The sequence below is a fragment of the Pseudonocardia bannensis genome (assembly GCF_012911875.1).
GTDB classification, from domain to species: Bacteria; Actinomycetota; Actinomycetes; order Mycobacteriales; family Pseudonocardiaceae; genus Pseudonocardia; species Pseudonocardia bannensis.
Window position 1 is genome coordinate 1 of the sequence record NZ_JAAXKZ010000256.1, and the last position, 1,713, is coordinate 1,713.

Consider the following 1,713-nt stretch of genomic DNA (forward strand, 5'->3'; position numbering starts at 1 on the left):
GCGTCCGCGATGTCACGGACCGTCTCGTACCAGCGCGCCCGTTCTCTCGACTCGAGCCACCTCTGGAGAGATTCCCGGTTCACGAACTGCGCGATGAGGTGGAAGTCGCGGCTGCCCTGCTCGTGGATGACGGTGGCGCCGAGGTTGCCGGGGAAATGTGCAGCGGCCGAGGTCAGGCCCTTCGCCCACTCGGCGAACTGGTCCTCCTTGCCCGGCTTGGCGCGCCAGCTGAAGACCACCGTCACCGGCTCATCACCGGCTGCGATGCGTTCACGGGCAGACGTCGGGCCGCCGGCCGTTGTCATCACCTCATTATCCTCCGCGCTCGCGGAGGCGGCCGGGCGCCGGACCGTACTCAGCCGTTGCCGCTGAGCCGGCGGGCGATCCCTCCGGAAACCCCAGTACATCCGCTCACAGACCTACGGCGCCCCTTCGGACTCGAGCACCACAGCCATCCTGGACTCGGACGACCAGCCGCTGTTCGGGACGCCCGCCCAGTCAGCGTGCCGGATTCCGGGTCGGACGGACGCCGATGAGGGCGCGAGGATCCGAAGCGTCCGGCCTACGCCGTCTGCGGTCTGTCACATCCACGGCAACGCCGCAGACGCGCCCGGGTTCACCGCCAGGGCCGGGGACGGCCGCCCGGCGACGTGCGGTCGGCGGACGCTGCCGTCGGGGCGTTGAATGTCGAAATCGTCGCTGTAGAGCTGCGCGGCGACCAGGCTCGTCCGCAGTTCGCGGTCGCCCGTCGCCGATGGGCGGGATGCACCCACGCCAGGAACGTCCGGTAGCGCGAGGGCGGGCCGGCCGGGCCGATGAACAGCCCATGCAGCGTCTCGCCCACGGTGAACCGGTCGGTGCAGATGTGCCATTCGCATGACCCGACGTCCGCATTCGTCATCCTTCCGGCTTCCGTCGAGGCCGCCCGCGATGGTGTGGAGCAGCTGCTCGTGCTGGATCGCCCCGGTGTACCACCGGGTCCACCGGTATCGGCCGTCGCGATCGACGATCCGGCTGCATGACGCCCGGCACGGCTACGCCAGCGCGGCACTGCGCACCGGCATTCCGGGCAAGGTGGTCAGCGAGCGGCTGGACACTCGTCGGTCTCGTTCATCCAGGACAGCTCCATGGACGTGATCCCGGGGAAGGACGAGCACGCCGTGCAGGTGGCGGCGCCGACGATTCGGGCCGCGGGCGTCGGCTGACTCCGCGGTGACCACGGCCGTGACCATCGGGGCGATCCTCCGGCCTGAGTACAAAAGCGAGAGGGCCGCCAACCTTGCCGGTTGGCGGCCCTCTCGGGTGGTAGTGGGGGCAGGATTCGAACCTGCGACCTCTGGGTTATGAGCAGCATGGGCCCCATCCCACGGCGCTCGCCCGATCCGACGGTGCCCTGGTCCTACGGCCTCCACCGTTCATTGCGTCTCACTTCGTCCGACCGGTACCAGACCGACTCGCGAGGTCCTTACTACCGTCCGTACTACGACTGCGCGCCTGTCGGCGTAGTCGGCCTGGCCGACATCTACCCCAGCATCAGCGGTGGCCCGGCGCGCCTGCGCTCAACTCCTGCTCGGCGGTCGCCGCAGCACAGACGGCCTCGGCGGCCTCGCTTCGCGGCTCACACGCTTTCGAGCTCTGCGGGCGGACGTCCGTGCGGAGCCGTACCCGTTCCCACCTGCGACACCGCCCCCCGCTCGCCCCCGACGGACCTGG

The 1,713-nt window shown here is 70.0% G+C and carries 2 protein-coding genes and 1 tRNA gene; all 3 read right to left on the minus strand.

Translation table 11 applies throughout. The features are described 5' to 3' along the window. A partial coding sequence (locus tag HF519_RS30020; RefSeq protein WP_246245439.1) for an antibiotic biosynthesis monooxygenase occupies positions 1–305 on the minus strand: 305 nt, incomplete at its 3' end. Positions 306–581: 276 nt separating this feature from the next. Further along, positions 582–773, minus strand: a complete 192-nt coding sequence (locus tag HF519_RS30025; RefSeq protein WP_169416315.1) for a hypothetical protein — start codon at positions 771–773, stop codon at positions 582–584. A 530-nt stretch (positions 774–1,303) separates the two neighbouring features. Continuing rightward, a tRNA-Ser gene (locus HF519_RS30030) sits at positions 1,304–1,369 on the minus strand. Positions 1,370–1,713: the final 344 nt, after the last annotated feature.